At 56.0% G+C, this 21,770-nt stretch carries 24 protein-coding genes; 11 read left to right on the top strand and 13 right to left on the bottom strand.

Annotated elements, in window-relative coordinates:
- The first annotated feature begins 85 nt into the window (after positions 1–85).
- From pnp to PUV54_RS05450, 5 genes are all read left to right on the top strand, one after another.
- Positions 86–2,200 (top strand): polyribonucleotide nucleotidyltransferase, encoded by a 2,115-nt coding sequence (gene pnp / locus PUV54_RS05470; RefSeq protein WP_274494581.1) that lies wholly within the window; start codon positions 86–88, stop codon positions 2,198–2,200.
- A gap of 178 nt (positions 2,201–2,378) precedes the next feature.
- On the top strand, positions 2,379–4,283 hold the full coding sequence (locus PUV54_RS05465) for a DUF885 domain-containing protein (RefSeq protein ID WP_274494580.1): 1,905 nt from the start codon (positions 2,379–2,381) through the stop codon (positions 4,281–4,283).
- Between the two features lie 23 nt (positions 4,284–4,306).
- Positions 4,307–5,818 (top strand): S10 family peptidase, encoded by a 1,512-nt coding sequence (locus PUV54_RS05460; RefSeq protein ID WP_274494579.1) that lies wholly within the window; start codon positions 4,307–4,309, stop codon positions 5,816–5,818.
- A 9-nt stretch (positions 5,819–5,827) separates the two neighbouring features.
- A complete protein-coding gene (locus tag PUV54_RS05455) occupies positions 5,828–6,763 on the top strand; it encodes a TolB family protein (RefSeq protein ID WP_274494578.1) in 936 nt (311 codons plus the stop codon).
- A 154-nt stretch (positions 6,764–6,917) separates the two neighbouring features.
- Positions 6,918–8,024, top strand: a complete 1,107-nt coding sequence (locus tag PUV54_RS05450; protein WP_274494576.1) for a fatty acid desaturase — start codon at positions 6,918–6,920, stop codon at positions 8,022–8,024.
- A 2-nt stretch (positions 8,025–8,026) separates the two neighbouring features.
- Here the strand turns inward: PUV54_RS05450 and PUV54_RS05445 are convergent, their stop codons facing one another.
- From PUV54_RS05445 to PUV54_RS05420, 6 genes are all read right to left on the bottom strand, one after another.
- Positions 8,027–8,467: a cupin domain-containing protein gene (locus PUV54_RS05445; protein WP_274494575.1), complete on the bottom strand. Its 441-nt coding sequence runs from the start codon at positions 8,465–8,467 to the stop codon at positions 8,027–8,029.
- Between the two features lie 16 nt (positions 8,468–8,483).
- Entirely contained in the window at positions 8,484–9,299 is an 816-nt protein-coding gene (locus PUV54_RS05440) for an enoyl-ACP reductase FabI (RefSeq protein WP_274494574.1), read from the bottom strand.
- Between the two features lie 20 nt (positions 9,300–9,319).
- Positions 9,320–9,511, bottom strand: a complete 192-nt coding sequence (locus PUV54_RS05435) for a hypothetical protein (RefSeq protein WP_274494573.1) — start codon at positions 9,509–9,511, stop codon at positions 9,320–9,322.
- Positions 9,512–9,514: 3 nt separating this feature from the next.
- Positions 9,515–10,729, bottom strand: coding sequence for a beta-ketoacyl-ACP synthase I (gene fabB / locus PUV54_RS05430; protein ID WP_274494572.1), 1,215 nt, complete (start codon positions 10,727–10,729; stop codon positions 9,515–9,517).
- A 37-nt stretch (positions 10,730–10,766) separates the two neighbouring features.
- Positions 10,767–11,300, bottom strand: a complete 534-nt coding sequence (gene fabA, locus PUV54_RS05425) for a bifunctional 3-hydroxydecanoyl-ACP dehydratase/trans-2-decenoyl-ACP isomerase (protein WP_274494571.1) — start codon at positions 11,298–11,300, stop codon at positions 10,767–10,769.
- An 83-nt stretch (positions 11,301–11,383) separates the two neighbouring features.
- Entirely contained in the window at positions 11,384–11,962 is a 579-nt protein-coding gene (locus PUV54_RS05420) for an SH3 domain-containing protein (RefSeq protein WP_274494570.1), read from the bottom strand.
- Positions 11,963–12,084: 122 nt separating this feature from the next.
- Between PUV54_RS05420 and PUV54_RS05415 the strand changes: the two genes are divergently transcribed.
- From PUV54_RS05415 to PUV54_RS05400, 4 genes are all read left to right on the top strand, one after another.
- Positions 12,085–13,089: a 2-hydroxyacid dehydrogenase gene (locus PUV54_RS05415; RefSeq protein WP_274494569.1), complete on the top strand. Its 1,005-nt coding sequence runs from the start codon at positions 12,085–12,087 to the stop codon at positions 13,087–13,089.
- A 124-nt stretch (positions 13,090–13,213) separates the two neighbouring features.
- A complete protein-coding gene (locus PUV54_RS05410) occupies positions 13,214–13,831 on the top strand; it encodes a class I SAM-dependent methyltransferase (protein WP_274494568.1) in 618 nt (205 codons plus the stop codon).
- Between the two features lie 166 nt (positions 13,832–13,997).
- Entirely contained in the window at positions 13,998–14,468 is a 471-nt protein-coding gene (locus PUV54_RS05405; RefSeq protein ID WP_274494567.1) for a DUF2141 domain-containing protein, read from the top strand.
- 106 nt (positions 14,469–14,574) lie between these two features.
- A complete protein-coding gene (locus PUV54_RS05400) occupies positions 14,575–14,883 on the top strand; it encodes a YdeI/OmpD-associated family protein (RefSeq protein WP_274494566.1) in 309 nt (102 codons plus the stop codon).
- A 38-nt stretch (positions 14,884–14,921) separates the two neighbouring features.
- Here the strand turns inward: PUV54_RS05400 and PUV54_RS05395 are convergent, their stop codons facing one another.
- The 7 genes from PUV54_RS05395 to rdgB all read right to left on the bottom strand — a co-directional run bounded on the left by PUV54_RS05395 (position 14,922) and on the right by rdgB (position 21,182).
- Positions 14,922–16,526, bottom strand: coding sequence for an AAA family ATPase (locus PUV54_RS05395; RefSeq protein WP_274494565.1), 1,605 nt, complete (start codon positions 16,524–16,526; stop codon positions 14,922–14,924).
- A 176-nt stretch (positions 16,527–16,702) separates the two neighbouring features.
- Positions 16,703–17,464: a HesA/MoeB/ThiF family protein gene (locus PUV54_RS05390; RefSeq protein ID WP_274494564.1), complete on the bottom strand. Its 762-nt coding sequence runs from the start codon at positions 17,462–17,464 to the stop codon at positions 16,703–16,705.
- Positions 17,465–17,505: 41 nt separating this feature from the next.
- On the bottom strand, positions 17,506–18,180 hold the full coding sequence (locus tag PUV54_RS05385) for a phytanoyl-CoA dioxygenase family protein (protein WP_274494563.1): 675 nt from the start codon (positions 18,178–18,180) through the stop codon (positions 17,506–17,508).
- 6 nt (positions 18,181–18,186) lie between these two features.
- Positions 18,187–18,642: a DUF2721 domain-containing protein gene (locus PUV54_RS05380; RefSeq protein WP_274494562.1), complete on the bottom strand. Its 456-nt coding sequence runs from the start codon at positions 18,640–18,642 to the stop codon at positions 18,187–18,189.
- A gap of 16 nt (positions 18,643–18,658) precedes the next feature.
- Complete coding sequence (gene hemW, locus PUV54_RS05375; RefSeq protein WP_274494561.1) at positions 18,659–19,798, bottom strand: radical SAM family heme chaperone HemW; 1,140 nt, start codon at positions 19,796–19,798, stop codon at positions 18,659–18,661.
- Positions 19,795–20,574: a subclass B1 metallo-beta-lactamase gene (gene bla / locus PUV54_RS05370; protein ID WP_274494559.1), complete on the bottom strand. Its 780-nt coding sequence runs from the start codon at positions 20,572–20,574 to the stop codon at positions 19,795–19,797. The genes hemW and bla overlap by 4 nt, the downstream gene beginning before the upstream one ends.
- Positions 20,571–21,182, bottom strand: coding sequence for an RdgB/HAM1 family non-canonical purine NTP pyrophosphatase (rdgB, locus tag PUV54_RS05365; protein ID WP_274494558.1), 612 nt, complete (start codon positions 21,180–21,182; stop codon positions 20,571–20,573). Before rdgB ends, bla begins: the two co-directional genes overlap by 4 nt.
- A 54-nt stretch (positions 21,183–21,236) precedes the next feature.
- Between rdgB and PUV54_RS05360 the strand changes: the two genes are divergently transcribed.
- Positions 21,237–21,593 carry a hypothetical protein gene (locus PUV54_RS05360; protein ID WP_274494557.1) on the top strand — a complete coding sequence of 119 codons (357 nt, stop codon included), beginning with the start codon at positions 21,237–21,239 and terminating at the stop codon, positions 21,591–21,593.
- Entirely contained in the window at positions 21,593–21,742 is a 150-nt protein-coding gene (locus PUV54_RS05355) for a hypothetical protein (protein ID WP_274494556.1), read from the top strand. The genes PUV54_RS05360 and PUV54_RS05355 overlap by 1 nt, the downstream gene beginning before the upstream one ends.
- Positions 21,743–21,770 lie beyond the last annotated feature (28 nt).

Genomic DNA, 21,770 nt, shown 5'->3' with positions numbered 1-21,770 from the left:
GCGGCGCTTTCGTTTTTGGCTACATAAAACCGAAGGGCTTTTGCGATCCGCGTGAGAGCCGACGCGTAAGAAGAGAAGAGAAAATATGTTCAATATCACGAAAAAATCGATCGAATGGGGCGGCAGAACGCTGACGCTCGAAACAGGGCGCATCGCGCGCCAGGCTGACGGCGCCGTGCTCGTCACTTATGGCGAAACATCCGTGCTCGCTGCGGTCACCGCTGCAAAGGAAGCGAACCCTGCTTTCGATTTCTTTCCACTGACGGTCCATTATCAGGAAAAATACTACGCCGCCGGCCGCGTGCCGGGCGGGTACTTCAAACGCGAAGGGCGCCCGACTGAAAAAGAGACCCTGACGTCGCGCCTTATCGACCGCCCGATCCGGCCGCTGTTCGCCAAAGGCTTTAAAAACGAAGTGCTGGTTGTGGCCCAGGTTTTAAGCCACGATCTTGAAAACGATCCTGATGTCGTCGCGATGATTGCCGCCTCTGCGGCGCTGACGATTTCAGGCGTGCCTTTTATGGGTCCGATCGGCGCCTCGCGCGTCGGCTATATCAATGGCGAGTATGTCCTCAATCCGCAGATTGATACGATGGACGAGTCCAAACTCGACCTCGTTATGGCCGGCACCGCCGATGCGGTGATGATGGTTGAGTCAGAAGCGAGCGAGCTTTCTGAAGACGTGATGCTTGGCGCGGTGAGTTTCGGTCACAAGGCTGCAAAAGAGGCGATTAGCCTGATCATCGATTTCGCGGAAGAATGCGCGAAAGAGCCCTGGGACTTTACAGCGCCCGATAACTCGGATGTTGAGCGTCAGGTCCGCGAACTCGTCGAGGAAGACGTCAAGGCGGCCTACAAGCTTGTCGTCAAACAGGACCGTCAGGAAGCGCTGGCGGCGGCGAAAAACAAGGTCGTCGAAGCCCTGTGCGATGACGAAAACGAAGACGCGCCATCGAAAGCTGTTGTTGGCGGGGCGTTCAAGTCGATCGAGTCTGACATCGTGCGTGGCGGCATTCTCGACACGGGCGAACGCATTGACGGTCGCGACACCAAAACAGTCCGCCCGATCGTCGCCGAGGCAGGCGTATTGCCGCGCACGCACGGCTCGTCGCTGTTCACTCGCGGTGAAACGCAAGCGCTGGTTGTTGCAACGCTCGGCACTGGTGAGGACGAGCAGTTCATCGACGCGTTGTCCGGCACCTACAAGGAACAGTTCCTCCTGCACTACAACTTCCCGCCCTATTCGGTTGGCGAAGTGGGCCGCATGGGCTTTACCGGCCGGCGTGAAATCGGCCACGGCAAGCTCGCCTGGCGCGCCCTGAAAGCAGTTATTCCGACCCAGGATGAATTTCCTTACGTCATCCGTCTTGTCTCGGAAATTACCGAATCCAACGGCTCATCGTCCATGGCGACGGTCTGCGGTTCGTCGCTCGCAATGATGGACGCCGGCGTGCCGGTGAAGCGCCCGGTGGCGGGTATCGCCATGGGACTGATCCTCGAGGGCGAGCGGTTCTCGGTACTGTCTGATATTCTTGGCGACGAAGATCACCTTGGCGACATGGATTTTAAAGTCGCCGGCACGGATCAGGGCGTCACATCGTTGCAGATGGACATCAAGGTCGCTGGCATCACCGAAGAGATCATGCAGGTCGCGCTCGATCAGGCGAAAGACGGCCGCATGCATATTCTGGGTGAGATGAACAAGGCGCTTGATACGGCGCGTGCGGATCTCGGCGATTATGCGCCGCGCATTGAAACGATGCAGATTGCGAAAGACAAAATTCGCGACGTGATCGGTTCAGGCGGCAAGGTCATCCGGCAAATTGTCGAAGAGACCGGCGCAAAAATTAATGTCGATGACGAAGGCCTGATCAAGATCGCCTCCAGCGACAAGGCGCAGATCGATGCGGCGTACAAGTGGATTCATTCCATCGTCGCCGAACCTGAGGTTGGTGAAATCTATAAGGGCAAAGTGGTCAAGACCATGGATTTCGGCGCTTTCGTCAACTTCTTCGGTCCGCGTGACGGCCTCGTGCATATCTCGCAATTGTCGGACGGACGGCCTGAAAAGACCACCGATGTGGTCAAGGAAGGCGACGAAGTTTTCGTGAAACTTCTCGGCTTTGACGATCGGGGCAAAGTGCGTCTTTCTATGAAAGTCGTGGATCAATCCACAGGCCAGGAGATTGAGCGCGACTAACCGCTTGATTTCACTCAAGACTCCATGAAGAGCGGCGCCTGTGGCAATCAGGCGCCGCTTTTTGTTTTTGATGACCTCGGCGCCTCTTCCCGGCTTTGGGGCGGCGGTTTTGAAGGCTATGGTGAACCGCGATTCGACACCGGAACAGCAAGGGCCGGAAAAGCGAGGGGACGAAACCATGCGACTTCATAAAAAACAGTCTTTGTTGGCCGGATCAGCGTTGGCGATCTTGATGTTGTCGGGATGTGGTGAGCGCGCTGCGCCCGCAGAAGACACCGTGGTTAGCACGGTGGATGAGCCAACCCAGGAAGCCGCCCCGACGCCTGCCTCCATGTTGCAGGCTATGTTGGCCGATCATGCACAACAGGTTCTGAGAATGGCGCCGGAATACGCCACGTCACTGGGCGTTGATGAAGACATTGCCGGCGCCGGGTTTAATGGCAGGCTTGGCGGTTACGGTTTTGCCGCGAATGAACAGGCGCGCAGCTTGAATGAGATGTTTCTGCAGGAGATCAGGGGCTTTGAGCGCGACCAGTTTTCAGGGCAGGACGCCATCACCTATGACGTCCTTAGAACGTCTTATCAAAATGGCGCCCGCCGCAATCAGTTCGCTTTTGGCGGCGCAACTCCCTACGGTTCAGGTTCGCCCTATGTGGTGACCCAACTTTCAGGGCCGCATTTAGGTCTGCCGAGCTTGATGTTGAACCGTCATAAGGTGGAAACCCGTCAGGGGGCGGAAGACTATGTTTCGCGGTTGAATGAGTTCGGCCGTGTCTTTGACGAAACGATTGAAACTGTCAGCGGCGATGCCGCGTTAGGCGTGACGCCGCCATTATTCGCGGTGAACGGCGCGATTAATTCGATAACGGGTTTCACATCCTCGCCGCCCGATCAAAACGTGCTCGCAACATCGTTTGCGGCAAGGCTCGAAAATGTCTCTGAGTTGAGTGATGAGGAACGCGCCGATCTTTTGACACAAGCCGTAACAGCGCTGGAAACAAATGTTTATCCAGCCTATGCGCGGCTTTCGGCGACGCTTGAAAGCCTTAAAGCCCAAGCAGGGACCGACGCCGGCATTTGGCGGCTTGGCGATGAAGGGACGGCGTTCTACGCCCATGCGCTGCAGGTTTACGGCGCTGGCGCCAAAACGGCTGATGACGTTCACCAGATAGGCCTAGACGAGGTCGCGCGCATCACCGCCGAAATGGATGCCATTCTTGATGCGCAAGGATTGACGGAAGGCTCCGTTACAGAACGTTTCCGGCAGATCGGCGCGCGCGAGGACATGCTGTATCCGAACGATGACGCCGGCCGTGCTCAGTTGCTCGCCGATTTGAATGTGCAGGTGAGCAACATCATGGCGCTGGCGGGTGACTGGTTCGGGACGCTGCCCGAGCAACCGGTCGAGGTTCGTCGCATTCCGGTTTACGAACAGGATTCCGCGCCCGGCGGATATTACAGCGCGCCCCCGCTCGATGGGTCGCGACCAGGCATTTACTGGATCAATCTTAAAAACACCGCCGATTGGCCAAAGCTGACGTTAAAAACCTTGACCTATCATGAGGCGGTGCCGGGGCACCATTTCCAGCGTTCGCTGGAACGTGCGGCGGGCCTGCCTTTAATCCGTAACATGACCAGTTTCTCGGAATTTTCTGAAGGCTGGGCGCTTTACGCGGAACAGGTGGCGGCTGAAATGGGTATGTTCGCCGACGATCCCATGGGTGATCTCGGGCGGCTGCAGTCGGAACTTTTCCGTTCCGTCAGGCTTGTCGTCGATACCGGTCTTCACCACAAACAATGGACGCGCGAACAGGCGATTGAATACATGTTGAACAATACGGGCCGTTCGGAAGCGTCCATCACGCGCGAGGTTGAGCGCTATTCTGTTTGGCCGGGGCAGGCGACGTCCTACAAGCTTGGCATGCTGAAGATGAATGAGTTGCGCAAAAAAGCGGAAGAGGCTTTGGGGCCGGATTTCGACATCCGCGAATTTCACGATGAAATCCTGCTGACCGGCACCATGCCGATGCCGGTGCTAGAGCGTAAAATCGACGCCTGGATAAAAGAAAAACAAGGGGCCTAAGAAAGGCCGGAATAGGGAAAGCCATGATCATGAGACTGCTCGCCACCCTGATGGCAGGCCTTTTCATTGCAAGCTGCGCCGCCGCACAGGAAGAAACGCCGGCCGAGAAATCAGAAGAGGGCGCCAATGCGCCACGGGTCTATGAAACAACGGCGCGCGTGAACGCGGGCGGCAAGTCGGTCAGTTATCGTGTGATTGCCGGCGAGACCTTTTTGAAAGATGACAAAGGCGAGCCGGTCGCATCGATATTCTCTACGTCTTACATCGCCGACGGTTATGATGATCCGCGCGAACGGCCTGTTGCTTTTATATTTAACGGCGGGCCGGGTTCGGCTTCATTGTGGCTTCATATGGGCGTCTTCGGGCCGAAGCGGGTGCGCCTGCCCTCCGATCCGGATGATGATGGCGCTGCGCCCTATGACCTGATCGCCAATTCGGAATCGATCATTGATGTGACGGACATGGTATTTATCGACCCTGTTGGAACAGGCTGGTCGAAAACCATTGGCGATGCGTCTACTGACGATTACTGGGGCGTGACGCAGGACGCGGCTTCCGTGCGCGAGTTTATTCGCCGCTGGCTGGTGGAGCACAAGCGCTGGAACTCGCCGAAATACCTGATGGGTGAAAGTTACGGCACCACCCGCTCCGCTGCATTGCTGTCCGCGCTTGAAAGCGGCTGGACTGACATCGCTGTCAACGGCATTGTCCTGATCTCGACGGTTCTGAACTTCGGCCTCGACGCGACGGATGCAGGCAATGATGTCGGTTATATCGGCTTGATGCCGGGATACGCTGCGACGGCCTGGTATCATGAGAAAGTCGACCGCAGCCAATGGGGCGGCGACATGGAAGCGTTCCTGGACGATGCGCGAGCGTTTGCGACCGATGAATACATGCCGGCGCTTTTGAAGGGTCAGCTCATGCCGGAGGCGGAGCGCGATGCGGTGGCGGCGAAGCTTGCGTCGTTCATCGGCTTATCAGAGGATTATTTGAAGCGAGCGCACCTGCGCGTTACTTTGGCGCGTTTCATGCGTGAACTGCGCCGTGATGAAGGGTTGGCTGTTGGTCGTCTCGACTCCCGGTTTACCGGCATGGAAGCAGACGGTGTTGGTGAAACGCCGGAATATGATCCGTCCGCATACGGTATAGATGCAGCCTATACGGCTGGAATGCTTGATTATTTCAGCCGCGATCTTGGCGTTGATATCGATGAGCCTTACTCGACCCTTGGCGGTGTTCGAAGCTGGAACTGGGACGCAGGCAATGGCGGCGGTGAAAACGCTTATGTTAACGTCGCCCCGTGGGTCGAACGCGCCATGCGTCAGAACAAGGATCTGCGCGTTCTCGCAGCCAATGGCTATTACGATCTTGCAACCCCGTTTTTCGGCACGGAAATGACCCTGGCGCAGCCGGGGTTTGACCGGTCGCGTTTAACGCTCACTTATTATGAAGCCGGTCACATGATGTATATTCACCAACCCTCGCTCGAAGCGCTGGCGGCGGACGTACGCGCTTTCATCAACGCCGAGTAGGCTACGCACATGAAAAACTTTGTATGGCTATTTGTGTTGGCGTTGGCCGCGTGCGGCGCGCCTGATCAGTCTGAAACGGCAGGCGTGCAGTCCCAAGACGCACCTGCGGGACTGCCGGGTACGGACATTTATATCGCGACGTTATCTTCAGGAGCGGACGGCGTCAGCGTTTCAGGGCTTAACCGCATCACTGAGGGTGGCGGCTACGACAACCAGCCGTATTTTCTAGCGAGTACAGATGCGTTTTATTTCGTTTCCGAAGGCGACAGCGGCAAAACCGATTTGTGGCGTTACGATATTTTGTCGGCATCGCAAACGCGCGTGACGAATACGCCGAGCTTTAGCGAGTATTCTCCCAAACCTGCGCCGGGCGATTACGGCGTTTCCTATATTCAGGAAATCGACGAAAGCGGCGAGACGACGCAAGTCTATCACATGCCCGGTTCGGGTGAGCCCGCCGCCGTCGCTGAGTTCAAGCCGCTCGGCTATTACGCCTGGCTTGCCGATGGACAACAACTCGGCGTGTTCCTGCGTACCGAACCCGGCGAACTACACCTTGTGGATATCGAAAGCGGTGAGACGCGAAAACTCGCCAGCAATATCGGCCGTTCCCTGCAGCCATCGCCGGATGGTCAACGGCTTTACTTTACGCAGGCAGATGACTCTGGCGCGCAATCTATCATGATGTTCGATCTCGATAGCGGCGATATCTCAGCAGTCGCTGCGTTGAACGACGGCATGGACTTTTTCTGGCCGCATTTTGATGACGCCGGTTCGCTTGAGCGTATTTTCTCAGGAGCGGATTCAGTGCTTTACGATTACATGCCGAGCGGAAATACGAATTGGCGTCCCGTTCATGATTTTTCGGAAGACGGTTTGTCCGGCCTGACGCGCCTTGCGGTGAACGAGAGCGGCACATGGATCGCGCTGGTTTTTGACGAGTAGTTCAGCGCGGAGAGCCCAGTGACCATAGGCGGGGTTCGGCCATATCGGTATCGATACGAAACCGATACGGGGTTGTTTACGCTTACCAAGCTTGATCTGCGCTGGCGGGGGGCGTATTTCCCGGCTCTGATGAAGGCAACAAGGCGCGAGGTCCATGTCTGCTAATGCGACGCCTACAGGCCGGCCGTTTGAATGGCTGAGTGACGATGAGCGCCGTTTGGTGGAAACACCGTCATGGTCTAAAGGGCTTCGCCTTCTGGCGGCACATCTCGCGGCGTATGTGGCGACCCTTTACGCAGCCATCGGGCCTTTTCCATTAGCCGTCAATCTGCTTGCTGGTTTTGCCAACGGATTCACGCTCGGGCTTTTGTTCATTATCGGCCATGATTGCGTGCACAAATGCTTTGTGCCGAGTCTGCGGGGCAACCAGATTATCGGCCGTCTCGCCTTTTTGCCGACGGCGCATTCGGCCAGCCTGTGGGAGACGGGTCACAACCGGTTTCACCACGGCAAAACCAATTTCAAAGGCGTCGATTATGTCTGGACGCCCATGTCGGTTGAGGAGTACCGCGCGGCTTCGCCTTTTCGGCGCTTTGTCGAGCGGCTTAATCGCGGGGTTTTAGGGCAGTTTTTCAATTATCCCATTTCTATCTGGATACCGAAACTGATCCTGCCTGTTGCGCCGGAAATTCGAAAAAACTGGAAGCGTTACTTTTGGGATTCGGTGTTGGTGGTGGCCGGGCACGGCGCGATCATCGCCGCATTGTTGTTCTTCGGAAAACTCTGGCAGCCCGAAAGAAGCTTGCTCGCGATTTTTGCGATAGCGTGGTTGTTGCCGATGATTGTCTGGAACTTCCTCGCGTCGTTCAGTTTCTTTTTGCACCACGCTCATGAAGACGGGCATTGGTTCGACAGTGAAGAGAACTGGTCGTTCTATCAGGCCTCGATCGAGGGGACGACGCATTTGGAAATCCCTGCGCTCAAATGGCTGGGGCTTTATTACAATGTCATGGAACATACGGCGCATCATGCGCTGACGACGATACCGATCTATCATCTCGACAAGGCGGGCAAGCTTTTGCGCGCCCGTTACGGCGACGCGGTAACGGCCTACGAGTTCAGTTTCCGCGATTTCTTCCGTGTATTGAGGAACTGCAAGCTTTACGATTATCGCAACCATTGCTGGACGGATTTTGAAGGCAACCCGACGGGGCCGTCATTGCAGAATCGCCGCGAGCCCGCGCCGCTGGCGGCGCAATAAGCCTACGCGCTTGGCGACCAGTCTTCAGGCGCCATTTCAAAACCCTCGAACTGAAATCCCGGCGACACGGTGCAACCGACCAGCGTCCACGCGCCTAAACTTTCCGCTGACTGCCAGCAATCTTTCGGAACGATGACCTGAGGCGTTTCATTGTTCGAAATGTCGGCGCCAAGCTTTTGATTACGTATGGTCTTGCCGTTATTCGACAGGGAAAGTTCCAGCGGCGCGCCCGCGTAGTAATGCCAAATCTCTACCGCATCCACGCGATGCCACTGAGAACGCTCGCCAGCCTTTAAGAGGTAATATATCGCTGTGCCGCTCGGGCGCTGGCCAATAGATGCTTCAGCCCGCCATGTCTCGCGAAACCATCCGCCTTCGGGATGCGGCGACAAGGCGAGGCGTTGAATGATGTCATCCGCCGTCTGGCATTGCGGTTGGTTCACAAGCGCTTGCTTTTGTCTATTCCTTGTGCGCCACACTGTCCGGAACGGCGACGGCATGGAAGCCCGCATCGACGTGAAGGACTTCGCCTGCGCAGGAAAAGCCGAGATCGGACAACAGGTATAGTGCTGCGCCGGCAACGCCCTCGATAGACGTGTCCTGTTTCAATAGAGACCAATCGCGTCCGGTAGACATCAACTGGCGCCCGCCCGTAATGCCGGCCATGGCGAGCGTTTTCATCGGCCCGGCGGAGATGGCGTTGACGCGAATGCCTTTTGGCCCAAGGTCGCGAGCGACATAGCGCATGGACGCTTCAAGCGTCGCTTTCGCGACACCCATGACGTTGTAATTAGGAACGGTCCGTTCCGAGCCGAGATAGGTAAGCGTGATCATGGCGCCGCCATTGGGCATCAACTCCGCTGACCGGCGCGCCGCATCAACGAATGAAAATGCGGAAACATCCATCGTGTCTTTGAAATTCTGCCGCGTGGTGTTTTCAACGAAGGAGCCTTTCAGCGCGTCCTTGTCCGTAAACGCGATGGAATGGACGAGGAAGTCGATCGTGCCCCATTTGTTTTTAATTTCGGCGAAGGCCGCGTCCATATCATCGTCGCTCATAACGTCTGCTTCGACGAAGAAGTCGACGCCAATCGTCTCGGCTAGCGATTTCACACGGCTTTCCATAGCCGGGATGTAGGAAAAGGCCAGCTCTGCGCCTTGTGCGACGAGCTGTTGCGCGATGCCCCAGGCGATTGAGTTCTTGTTGGCGACGCCCATGACAAGTCCGCGCTTGCCTTTCATCAATTCGCCCTTCGGGAACGGAATTTCGCTCATGTCTTTTTGTTCCTTTGAGATCAGGTCCCGGCCGCTGAGCCGATCAGTAACATGGAGAGGATGAAATAGGCGAGCCAGATGAGCGCGTAAACGCCGTAGCGGGTATTTTTTGGCTGCTTTCGAATGACCGGCAGAATGAACCGGAACCACCACAGGCCAAGCGTGGCGATCCCCGCGGAGACAAGAATGGCGATGAGCGCGGATGCGTTCAACGGTTAGGCCCGCGTGACGGCGAGACAGGCGTTGGTGCCGCCAAAGCCGAAACTGTTTGTGAGGAAGCTGTCGATCTTGGCGTTGTCCACCGTTTCGCGGATGATCGGCAGGTCTTCAAATTCCGGATCGATGTTTTCGATATGCGCCGAGGCGGCAAGGAACTTGTCGCGCATCATGATGAGCCCGTACACTAATTCTTGCGCCCCTGTGGCGCCGAGCGAATGCCCCGTGAGGGATTTCGTTGAGGAAAATGGCGGGATTTCAGACCCGAAGACTTCGCGAATGGCTTGCGTTTCTTTCTGATCGCCGACCGGCGTCGAGGTGCCGTGCGGGTTGATGTAGTCGATTGGCGTACGGACGGTTTCGAGCGCGCCGCGCATGCAGCGAACCGCGCCTTCGCCGGAAAGCTGCACCATGTCATAGCCGTCCGAATTGGCGAAGTAACCCACGATTTCCCCGAGGATGGGCGCGCCGCGTTTTTTCGCGCGCTCATACTCTTCAAGCACGACGACCGCTGCGCCGCCAGCAATGACGAAGCCGTCGCGGTCCTTGTCATAGGCGCGGCTCGCGACGCCGGCGCGTTCATTATAGCCGGTGGACATGGCGCCCATGGCGTCAAAAATATTGGCGAGCGTCCAGTCGAGTTCCTCGCCGCCGCCGGCGAAAACGACGTCCTGCTTGCCCCACATGATTTGTTCGGCCGCCGCGCCGACGCAATGAACGGACGTCGCACATGCAGAAGAAATCGAATAATTGACGCCCAAAATCTTGAACGGAACCGCGAGCGTCGCCGAGTTGGTGGACGCCATGGCTTTCGGCACAACGGTCGGTCCAATTCTCTTTGGCGATCCGGTTTTGCGGTTGATGTCGGCGGCCTCGACAATGGCTTTGGTTGACGGCCCGCCGGACCCCATAATGATGCCGGTCAGCGGGTGGCTGATTTCATCTTCGGCGAGGCCAGATTGCTCAATCGCCTCCTGCATGGCGATGTAATTCCAGCCTGCGCCCTCGCCCATGAACCGGCGCGTGCGGCGGTCCAGAACATCCTCATAGTTCAGCGCCGGACGTGCAGACACCTGACACTTGAAGCCGTGTTCGGCGAAGCTTTCATCATGCGCCGTGCCTGACTTACTTTCGTAAAGAGAGGCTTTGACTTCCTCGACATTCGAGCCGATGGAGGAAACGATTCCCATGCCGGTGATCACGCAGCGCCGCATAATGATCCTTTCGTTTTCTGTTGAAAACGGTTGTCTCTTAAAGTGACAGCCCGGCCGCCAATTCCTCTTCTGAGAAGAGGCCCACCCGCAAATCCTTCGCGGTGTAGATCTGGCGACCGTCGACTTTCATGATCCCGTCGGCAATGCCGAGGATCAATGGCCGGCGCATCATACGCCGGATATCAAGTTCATAGGTAACCTTCTTGGCGGTCGGAACAACCATGCCGGCGAATTTTACTTCCTTGGAGCCGAGCGCGCGGCCATGGCCGGGTGCGCCAGTCCAGGTGAGGAAAAACCCGACGAGCTGCCACAGGGCGTCGAGGCCAAGACAGCCGGGCATCACCGGGTCGTTCGGAAAGTGGCAATCGAAAAACCAGAGGTCGGGATTGATATCGAGTTCGGCTTCAACACGGCCCTTGCCGTATTGACCGCCGTCGTCGCTGATATGGGTGATGCGGTCAAACATCAGCATTGGCGGCACCGGCAATTGCGCCGTGCCCTTGCCTCGTAGGCCGTGATAGCCGCATTCGAGGAGTTCTTCGCGGTTGTAACTGTTTTTTGCTTCGCTCATGCGCCCTGTCGGAAACTGTCAACGCCGCCCGTAAACGGTGCGGTTTCATTTAACGCGCTTGGTATAGATGCGCTCACTTTTGGTCAATTATGCGTCGCAGCATTCGCTATGGCGATAGGTGCGGCGGCTTTCGCCCCCCAGAACGCCTCCACGCTGGCCCAGCCCTTTACGCCGTCTGCAGAGACTTTCAGCCAGCCGTTGCGGGCGTCCTCGATATAGGCGATGACGCCGCGGCCCAGCCGGGCCCTGGCGGGGGCGTTTGCCTGGGGCCGGGCATGAAGAACGAGCCCGTCCCGCAACACCAGTGCGGTTTCAGCGCCTGAAAGGGTCGATTTGTGGGTCCAGCATTCATCGCCCTCAAGGTCGCGAATTTTGCGCCAGTAATCGGTGGTTTCAGCGATCACCATAACCGGCAGACCCTTGCGCATGAAGGTCAGTTCAATGGGGTGTTCGAACGATGGTCCAGTTCGGCAATAAGTTTTCCCCGATTTGAGGGAAACCATACGCGGCACTGGCAGGCCAGACGGCGTATCAAGCCGGATTTGGTCCGGGTCAGTGACGCGAAGTCCTTTTGCCTCAACGGCTTGCGCTAAGGGGGCGGCTCCGGTCAAATATAGAAAGAGGCCAGTAATGATGGCCGGGAATAAGCCTTTACGCTGCATGAATTCCGTACGCTCGAACCGGTGATGATGAATAAACCCTTAAACAACGACAGAGCGGTTAAGCTTCCGTTAACTGGCGCGGAATTTTTCCTGCGATCGCGCCTGGCCGGGAGGGCGTTACGATGAGTTCGACCCGTATCCGCGTTGGCGTGACAAGGCGGCTGCCCGCATCGGTTGAGGCGCGGCTGTCAGACTTGTTCGACACGAAGCTGCATGACCGCGATACGCCGCTCTCGGCGGCGGCGCTCGTGTCGTTAGCGCAGGATGTTGACGTTCTGGCGGCGACGCTGGGCGATAAACTTGACGCTGCTTTTTTTGAGGCAGCGGGCGACCGGCTGAAACTGGTCGCAAATTTTGGCGCCGGTACGGATCATATTGATATCGCCGCCGCCAATGAGCGCGGCATCACTGTCACCAATACGCCCTCGGTCTTGGCTGAGGACGCCGCTGACATGGCGATGGCGTTGATTGTCGCGGTGCCGCGACGCCTGGCCGAAGGCGTGCGCGCGCTTGAAGACGGGAACTTTCCCGGCTGGTCGCCCACATGGATGCTTGGCCGCCGCGTGCGCGGTAAAAAGCTCGGCATTATCGGCCTTGGACGCGTGGGCGAAGCGATTGCGCGCCGCGCGCGCGCGTTTGGATTGTCGATCCATTATCACAACCGTTCGCCGATCAATCCGCATATGGAAGAAGAGCTGGAAGCAACCTACTGGGACAGTCTCGACCAGATGCTGGCCCGGGTCGATATTGTGTCGGTCAATTGCCCGCATACGCCGGCGACGTTTCATTTGCTCTCGCGCCGCCGGCTCGAGTTGCTGCAGCCTCACGCCTATGTGGTGAATATCTCACGCGGCGAGATCGTCGATGAAGAAGCGCTCGCCGATATGATAGAGGGCGGCCGTCTCGCCGGGGCGGGGCTTGATGTTTATGAGCGCGGTGCGCCGAGCGAGAAGCTGTTAAAGGCGCCCAATGTGGTGCTGCTGCCGCATCTCGCCTCCGCCACGGTCGAAAGCCGGGTGGAGATGGGCGAGCGGATGATCATCAACATCAAGATGTTCGCCGACGGTCATAAGCCGCCGGACCGTGTGATCCTTGGGCTCGATGCGAACCGCGAGCCAAATCCCTAGAGCAAGCATGAAGCTACGCTCGTTGGCGGCCGTTCGGATGCTGAAAAAACTGTAGCGCCGGAGGGCTCGGTTTGTTATGGAGCCCGCCCCCGAAGAAACGGACGCCACGGCAAAGGATGCGGTCATGGGATTTTACGCTGATAATATAGAGCCGCGTCTTGTCTCCTGCATTTGCGGTATGAAACCAATTTCCGATGAGCGCGCAAAGTTCGTGCCCAAAGCGCAAGGGCGCGTTCTTGAGATCGGTTTTGGATCAGGTCACAATGAACCGTTTTATGACCGCGAAAAAGTTTCGCATCTCTATGCGCTGGAGCCGTCGGCGGCTTGGCGCAAGCTTGCTGAACCAAAGGTTTCGAAACTGCCCTTTTCAGTAGAATGGCTCGATCTTCCCGGCGAGGAAATTCCGCTGGCGGATGAATCTGTCGACACAGTGCTGGTGACGTTTTCGCTGTGTACGATACCCGGCGTCGAACAGGCGCTGGCGGGGATGCGCCGGGTGTTGAAGCCTGATGGAAAACTCGTCTTTCTCGAACACGGCGCGGCCCCGGATCGGGGCGTCGCCCGGTGGCAGGGCCGTATCAACGGCGTCTGGGGCAAGCTTGCCGGCGGCTGTCATTTGAACCGGAAACCGGCGGAAATGGTCTCCGTTGCAGGTTTCCGGATTGAGACGCTGGAACAGCATTACGTCCCCTGGATGCCCAAAATCGCCGGATTCGTCACCGGCGGCGTGGCGGGGCGGTAACAGGCCGCTCACATTGCCGGGAATTGGTTCTAATTTTAGTTGAATCGAAAGGTTCAAGGCGCATCATATGGTTAAGGTTCCGTAAAACCTATTGCGCAGTCTTTATTTTGCCCTAGGTGGGGCGTAAGAAAAGTGTCTGTAACGCGTAACTGGAAAGCAAAAGCTCGTGCGTAAATTGTTGGGGATTGGGGTTCTTCTGGCGGCGGCAAGCGCTGCGCACGCCGATTCCGCTGGCGTTATGACGGATGCTTTTGCAAAATACGCCGATCCGAATTCTGTCGTCGCCGCGGTGAAGACAGAATTCAAAGCCAAGCCCGGTCAGCCCGTCCGCATTACCGTTTACGATAGCGAAGATTCTTTCCTTGAACTTGCACGCCTGAAGCATCAGGGCGAGTTGAACGAGGAAGGCGTCGCGGTCGTTTCTTTGCTCGGTCTCGAGCCAGGCGAATATTCCTTCGCGGCTTACTTGGATGAAAACGGCGACGGCGTGCTTAATCGCGGCGGTTTTCTCGGCCGCCCGAAGGAGCCGGTGGCGTTTTCCAACGGCTTCCGTCCGAAACTGCGAAAGCCCCGCTTTGACGAAACGAAAGTCGCCGTCGCGCCCGGCAGCGTCGTTGTCATCACCCTCGAAGACTAAGTTCCAGATCTGTTGAATTTGTCAGGCTCGTGCGCGCCCGCGTGATGGTTGCGCTCTGTCTCATGCGGACTTGTGACGGGCGACGCAAATTTGGTAAGCGGAGCATATGGCAAAGAAACTCTCAGGCGGCCTGGTGCACGATCTTCCCGCTGATTTCGTCAAGGCGTTGACCGAGACAAAAGAGGTAACAACGCTCTGGGAAAGCCTGACGCCGATCGGGCGGAACGAATTCATTTGCTGGGTTGAAGACGCAAAACAGGAGAAGACCCGCGTAAGACGGATCACACGCGCTGTAGAAGAGCTTCTCGACGGTCAAAAACGCCCTTGCTGCTGGGCGGGCTGCATTCACCGCACTGACAAGAAACCCAGCAAATGGCAGCAGGCAGTATTGATAGACAAGAAGAAAAGAAACTAGGCGGAAAAGCCGAATTGTTCAGTTTTAAGAGAGTGAAGTTAGTTGAAAATTACCGAATGCAACTCCGTATATGTGGGTGTTTCTGGCGTGATATGTTGTGCAAGCTCCGACTTAAATTGCTGGGTTCCATAATTAGAGGCTAATCCACAACAGTTTTTAATCTCGCTTGCTAGAGATTTCACATCTTCATCACTAATATCAGAAACTAATTTATCGAAACTAGCCTCATCAAATGACAAGCCCCTAGCCGCGCAAAAGCTTACGATTACAGATTTGTCAAAAAGGTAATTCTCGATCTCTTTTCGTTTCAACATGCGATGGTTTTGCGGATTGTTCTCGAGATATGTTGTTCGGTCGGTTATTGTAGTTGCTCGGTCCGGCATAATATCTCGATCCTTAAGCACGAGTATTTCTAACGTAGGCAAAGCCTTTGATAGAACCATCATTGCTATGTTACTTCTTTGATCTAGTTCAGTGTTTCCTCCGCTAGAGACGAACAGTGTATCTGGGTGTGCTTTTCCAAAAATTTCATTATAAATTTTTGCATCAAATCCACGTTCAATCCCACTTGAGCCTGGCTTATCACGTCCTTCACAATAGATAATTCTTTTCGGACTAACTAGTTCTGTGAGATCATCTAACGCAGTGCGAAAAATCTCACGCCAAGTTCTGTAATTTTTTTCGATTGGATATAGCGTTATGCTTTCAGTGCCGTAATTTCTTCCTGGTTCGAAATAGATGATCTGGCACTTATCTTTAAGGTCTGACTGCAGCGCTCTCATGAGGCCAACGCTGTGTGTGGCCACCCATATTTGACACTGGTCGCCAATAAGCTTTTCTATTTCCAACAGCAACAACTTTTGAATTGATGTGTTTATGTGTAGTTCTGGCTCGTCAATAATGTAGATTGTGTCGGAGTATCGCTCCTTTCTTAAAAATAAGTCTAAGAGTATATCAACGACCTCTTTTTCTCCAGACGATAATACATCGAATTCATATGGTGTAGCTTGATCATATTTTGTAAAAAAAAGAGATCCTTTATTGTCTTCGATATTTCCAAGGTTATCGATTTTTATATCGAGACATTTTTCTAGTGAATCATTCAATTCACTGACAATAGCTTTTTTAGCTTCGCTAGGCCTGCAGTCTTTTTCTTCAAGATAGTTATTGTAATATGCGAACAGCCTTCGGTAATTTACGTCCATTTTCTGGTCGATAGCGCTGGCCGATCCAGCGCCATAATTATTTGTGCTTATGTCCTCTATCGACTTGATTTGGGTGACGTTGAGTTGGCTATTATATCTATAAGAGCTCCTGAATGAGAAGATAGTACCTGCTTGCCCGCTTTTGTTTTTTGCTGCGTAAACTTCATTGTATTGGCCTTGGTCAAACTCAATAGAAACATTGCTGGATTGAAAATTGGTCTCACCGTGCATTGAGTGATACTTATTAGGCCGATGACCTTCTCCGCCGATTTGGTTGTGGTTGTTCTGCAGGAATAGCATTCCATCAAAGACACTACTTTTGCCGCTACCGTTTGGGCCCAGAAGCGCAACAATGCGTGCGGGATTGTCGCCGAGGTCAATGGTTAAATCGTGAAACCGTTTGTATCCATTTTTAAGTTGTAGAGTTTTGATCTTCATTGAGAATTTTCCGGTAATGCTTATCGTTGCATCAACATACATTTCTATCTTTTGAGGTACAGAGCTCCGCCGACGAGTTATACACATGCTGTTTCTAATTCGGGGGGGCGGACAGAAAGGTAAGCTATAGGTACCCGCAGTTAATGTGGTGGCGCTATCGTTATTATCTGCGGGATCTAATCAGCCACACGACCACAATCACTACATGCCGGGTCCGCCGGCAGGCGGATGGTGCGGAACGTGCCGGCAAGGCCATCGTAAACGAGCAGTCGTCCGGCCATGCTGTCGCCGACACTGAGAAGTTCTTTCAACACCTCCATAGCGGCGAGCGTGCCGAGAACGCCAGTGACAGCGCCGAGAACGCCTTCCTCTGCGCAGTTCACCTGTTGGTCGCGCGGCGGCTCCTCAGGCACGAGGCAGCGATAACACGGCAGGACGCCGGGGTTATCATAAGGCTTGAAGGTTGAAAGCTGGCCTTCGAACCTTCCGACGGCAGCGGAAACGAGGGGCTTTTTCGCGGTGAGGCAGGCGCGGTTCAAAACATAACGCGCGGCGAAATTATCGACGCCTTCAACCACGAGGTCGTAATCGGCGATGATCGCCGAGGCGTTTTCATCGCTGATGCGCGGGTGCGTTTTGACGGTGATGTTCGGGTTCAACCGTTCGATATACGCCGCCGCGCTTTTGGTTTTGTCGGCGCCCACATCCTCGGTGCGGAACATCACCTGTCGTTGCAGGTTTGACAACGAAACATCGTCGCTGTCGGAGATGCCCAACGTACCGACGCCGGCGCCCGCGAGATATTGCAGGATCGGACTGCCGAGCCCGCCCGCGCCAATCACAAGCACGCGCGCGTCCATCAGCTTTTGCTGGCCCTGTCCGCCCACCTCGCGCAGGAGGATGTGGCGGGCGTAACGTTCGCGTTGTTCTGGCGTCATCACATCATTTTGGCCGGTAGTTGTGAAAGGTGCAAACTTTCTCAGGAATGGCTTGTGGCCCACGTTAATGGCTGGGGCAGGCTATCAGGTGAATAGTCTATGCGGATGGCGCGTCGATTGGCGGCTGTGGTTGATGCGCGGGAACGGTGAAGCGTCAACATTTTTATGATCAATACATCACCGCGGGTGGCGCGGCATAACTCTACTGGATAGCAGTCGGCAGTTGCTGCGGCTTTATCTGCCGCTATATAACCGGACTTGTGGGACCCTAATGCGAGTTCCAAACTTCCATTGCCTTGTGTTGCGTCATCCAGATGGATGCGAACAAAAACCATATTTTCCAGAAATGAAATAGGCGGTTCGCAATGCCATGTCCCTTCTTTCTGGGACCAGTTGGAAAAGTTGTCGACGTCATGACGGTCCCGCACCGCGATGACGCGGTCCTGATGCCACGGAAGGGACCAATTATTATCCGTCACTTTGTTGAAGGACACGAGGCGGACTGGTTTTGCGTGTGGGACGATGCTTTGAACGAGTTCCGCTACCTCACTGCCTGCGCCGAAAAAACCATCAAAGACTGGGGCCCATTCATGCCGGTGACCTGCATCGGGTTTTGATGAAAAATTTCTGTCTAGATTCTTAAGTGCGCTATCGCTCAGTGAATTACGAAACCAGACGCGTCCTTCTCGTTCTAATGTGTCTTTGACGTTTCGCACGGTCGATTACGCGTTCGGCTTCACGAACAATTCCGGCCGGATGCGCAAGATGCGTGTGGCGATGGAAATTTCCATGAGGAAAAGTGTGAGCCCGCCGATCATGGCGAACATGGCGGCGATAAACATCAGCGCCACTGGCGCGGCGAGGGTGATGTTGATGAACGCGCCGATAAAAAACGCCGCAACCACCAGACAGACCATCAACGCTGCGAACGAGAAAAGAAAGATGGCGCGCTGGGCGTAAGCGGTACGCTTGTCGAGGACGGAAAGTTCGGTGCGGATGCGTTCGATTTCCATTTCGTCCGGGTCTTCGCCGCATCTGGCTTCAAGCGATCGCGAACGGTCGACAATGCGCGCCAGGCGCGACGCCATGACATTCAAAAACGCGCCGATCCCGGCGAGCAGGAACACGGGCGCCACGGCCAGCTCGATAATATGGGCGAGATCGGAGAGTTCGTTCATGAGCCGTGTCTTGCGCCTAACCGAAGAGTTCGTAAAGGACGCGGTTTAAAAGGCGCCGGCCCTGCGGCGTCGCTTTCAGCGTATGTCCGTCCCACTCAAGCAGGTCATCGCTGATCATCCGGTTGAGATTGTCGTCGCCGCCTGCGTCTTTGAAGAATGCGTCATCGGCGGCGAACGCCATGCCGCCCGTCAGGCGCAGCCCCATGGAAAGCCGTTCGACCGTCGCTTCGGTTTCGGTCAGCGGCGTTTCTATGCTTATGGGCGCGCCGGAGGCGGCGGCGGCGAGATAGTCCTGCGGCTTCGGCAGGGTCTCGGTGGCGATGCGTTTGCCATCCCGTGTCAGCCGGCCATGGGCGCCAGGGCCGACGCCGATATAGTCGGCGTAACGCCAATAGATGATGTTGTGCCGGGACTCCCCGCCCGGTTTTGCATGGTTGGAGATTTCATAGGCGGGCAGGTTTGCGGCGGCCGTTATCTCTTGCGCGGCGTCGAACATATCAGCGCAAATATCATCATCCGGCGGCGCCCAGCGTCCCTTGTCGACGGCCAGCGCGAAAGCAGTGCCCGGTTCAATGGTGAGTTGATAAAGCGACAAATGATCAGTCCCGAAATCAAGCGCCTTGACCAGTTCCGTTCGCCAATCATCCAGCGTCTGTTCCGGCCGCCCATAGATCAGATCGAAAGTCACGCGGGCGAAGGCTTCTTGGGCGGCGGCGATGGCGCTGCGCGCTTCATCCGCGCTGTGATCGCGACCAAGAAATTTCAGCGCGTCATCGCGCAGGGATTGAACCCCAAGTGACAAACGGTTGACGCCAGCGCGCGCGAGATCATGAAAGCGCGATTGCTCCGCATCCGTCGGATTGGCTTCCAGCGTGATTTCTGGTTCCGGCTCAAACCCCCACAAGCGCTCGCAGGTTTGAATAATGTGTTCGATGATTTCGAGCGGCGCCAGCGACGGCGTGCCGCCGCCAAAATAAAGACTGGAAAGTTTTCTTCCCGGCGTTCGTTCCGCCCAATGTTCAAGGTCACGGCTGAAAGCGTTTTTCCATGCGGCAACATCGACCGCCTGGTTTTTGTAGACGTTGAAATCGCAATAGGGACAGATGCGCGCGCAGTAAGGCCAGTGAACGTAAACGCCGAGCGGTGTCTCGTTCATTGCGCGTTAGCGGCGGCTTCAGCGAGCGCTATGGTGTGATCGAGAAGCTCGCGCCTGCCTGGCGCGCCATGGCTCGGGATGACGATTTCGGCATCGGGGAAGGCTTCAGCCACCTTGCGCACGGCCTCGGCCCAGTGGCCGATATCGCCGTCCGCAGTGTTGCCAAGGTTGGTCGCGCCGCCGGGCCGGATCAGGCAGCCGCCGAACAGCACTTTGGATGGTGCGTAATAAACCACGATGTTGTCGCGCGTGTGGCCTGGGCCGGGGTAAAAGACGGTGATCGGGCCGTCCCGTTCGATGTTTTCTTCACTCACACCGAACAGGGTTTGACGGTCCACGCCGTCTAAAATCGTGAAGAGCGTTTGTTTAAGTCCGCGTCCCGGCGCGTCTTCGTTGGTGAGCGGATGCGCGCGTCCGCCGATGCGTCTTTGTTGAAGCGCGCCGACGCCGCCCATCTTGTCTTCATGAGCATGGGTGATAATTGCAATGTCAGGCAGCACGCCTGTCGTTTTCTCAATCTCGTCGAGCAGGGTTGAGGTATCCTCGTTGGTCCAGGCGGTGTCGACGAGAGCCACGTTCTCGCCCATGTCGATCACAAGCCCGTTGGACAATATCGGTCCCCATGGGTGGATATCCTTGTAACTTTTGTGTACCCATACGCCGTCAGCGATCTTTTCGAGTGACAGAGCAGGCAGTTCTGCTTGCTGCTCCGGTTCCGGCGCGCTGGCGCAGGCGGCGAGCAAAACGAACGGCAATGTCAATAACAAACGCATCATTGGAAACAGGCTTTCATCAGCTTACGGAACGCATCGGCGCGATGGGATATAGAATGTTTTTCTTCCGGGTCCATCTCGCCGAAGGTAATATCGTATCCGTCTGCGACAAAAATCGGGTCGTAGCCGAAGCCGTTTTCCCCACGGGGGGGATAGACCAGCGCGCCGCGCACCTCGCCTTCGAACACCGCCTCCTCGCCATCGGGCCAGGCGAGGGCGAGGGCGCAGACGAAACGGGCGGAGAAATCTTCCGTTCCGCTCTCGTTCAGGGCGTTTTCGACCTTTTTCATGGCGTTATCGAAATTCCGGGGCTCGCCCGCCCATCTCGCCGAATAAATGCCCGGCGCGCCGCCGAGGGCGGTCACGGAGAGGCCTGAATCATCGGCGAGGGCCGGCAGGCCGGACGCGTCTGAAGCGGTTCTGGCTTTCAAAATAGCGTTCTCGGCGAAGGTGATTCCGGTCTCTTCGGGGTCATCCAGCCCTAATTTTTTTGCCGCAATCGCCTCAATCCCGAACGGTGACAGCAAGTCATTGATTTCGCGGGCTTTTCCGTCGTTGTGGGAGGCGATCACAAGCCTTCCCGGGCCCAATTTCGGCACATTTTCGCCCATGTTTTTATTCCTTTTCGAAAAAAAATTATCGTTTTTCGACGAAAACCCCTTGTATTGTTTTTCGATAAGTGTATATCGATAATCAACAAGACGGCGGAACAACCGCCGCAAGCCAAGGCCCGGGCGGCGATGTTACCAGCCAAAGGGCCAAACAAAAAAGACCGGGAAACCGGCGCACAGGAAAGAAAAGAAAAAAAGAGCGGCACAGGAAAAACCCGCACCGCTCAAGAAAAGATCAAACGAGTCGCGAAACACAGGAAAGAAAAGGAGAAACCCATGCGTAACACAAACTCACCAGATACTCTCGGCAAATTCGGCGGAATTGTCAATGGTTTGGCCGTCTTCGTCACGGTCTCGCTCATCGGCGTCGGCTACTTCTCGGCGCTCGGTTCCTTCGCAGGGGTTGCATAATGGTTAAGCTTTTTCGAATGGCGACGGCTGGCGTTTTCGCCGCCCTGGCGGCGGCCAGCCTCATCGCCCTCGCCACGGCGGCGCCGGCCACTGAGGAAGCGCAGCCCGATAACTGCCACAAGGCGTTTTGCATCGTCGCCTTCTTTTAAGAATCAGGGCGCGATGCAACGCGCAGAC

Source organism: Hyphococcus flavus (genome assembly GCF_028748065.1).
Lineage (GTDB): Bacteria > Pseudomonadota > Alphaproteobacteria > Caulobacterales > Parvularculaceae > Hyphococcus > Hyphococcus flavus.
The sequence above is the reverse complement of the archived record's forward strand: the minus strand, read 5'-3'. Positions and strand labels throughout refer to the sequence as shown.